Genomic DNA, 1,019 nt, shown 5'->3' on the forward strand with positions numbered 1-1,019 from the left:
TCTTTCAAAGTAAAATATTGCGAAGGGGAAGGAGCTCTCCTTTGAACTGAAATAGAGGAAAGAAGAAAGTGGAAAGACAGTAGACGTGAGATTTTGAGACGTGAGATTTTAGATGCTAGATTCTAGCCTCTAGACGTGAGACCAAAAAAAATCGAAAGCCAAATTGAAATCGAAACCGAAGATGAAGACGAAGACGAAGACGAAAGTAGATGTAACCTCTACCCCTTCCGTCAGCTGGGAATGAGATACGAGTTTCAAAAGAATTCCACTTAGTTGTTATAATGTTAAGAAAAGGCTTCGTGGGCGTGGTAGGAGAATAGCTGCTTTTTGTGGAGGGAATTATGATGGAATTATAATGTATTGGGTATATTTTCTATATATTTTATATACTATAAACATACTGTAAAAATACTATAAAGTTACTATAGTCTTACTATATATATAATATACAATTACTATAAACTTGACTTTTAGTAGATTATGTGTTATATTTACTTTATTTAAACTTTATATTATGGCAAAGCAGGTAGGAATAATTAAGTTAAAAGGGACCATTGGAGATTTGAATTTTTACAACACCAAAAATGCTGGGTCCTTGGCGCGGAAAGCGGGAGGGGGTTTTAATAAAGACCAGAAGAAAAAGCCGGTGCGAACTATGGAAAACGCCTCGGAATTTGGAAGGTGTAGCAAGACGAAGAAAGCGTTTAAAATGGCACTTGCACCGTTTTTATGTGTGAGAAAAGATGGGGAGCTGCACGGGCGGATGGTACAATTGTTTACCAGAATAAAGGACCAGGATAGAATAAACAGTCGCGGAAAGAGAAGCGTTGGCCCTGGTCTGGACACCCCAAGAGGCAGACAGTTGTTGCAGGATTTTCAATTTACGCCCTATTGTAATGTTATGGAGACCTTGGCGGCTTCAGGGGATTTTGATTTTACAAGCCGAAGGTTACACATTACCAATTTTGATATGAAAAATGTACAGTTTCCAGCTGGCGCGACACATTTGGCGCTTACTT

General features: G+C 38.5%; 1 protein-coding gene. It reads left to right on the forward strand.

Annotation, left to right across the window (positions count from 1 at the left end; translation table 11 throughout):
- Window positions 1–514: 514 nt before the first annotated feature.
- On the forward strand, window positions 515–1,019 hold a 505-nt coding region (locus K8089_RS16120), incomplete at its 3' end, for a hypothetical protein (protein ID WP_237604314.1).

It is taken from the genome of Aequorivita vitellina (assembly GCF_022008365.1).
In the GTDB taxonomy this organism is placed as follows: Bacteria; Bacteroidota; Bacteroidia; order Flavobacteriales; family Flavobacteriaceae; genus Aequorivita; species Aequorivita vitellina.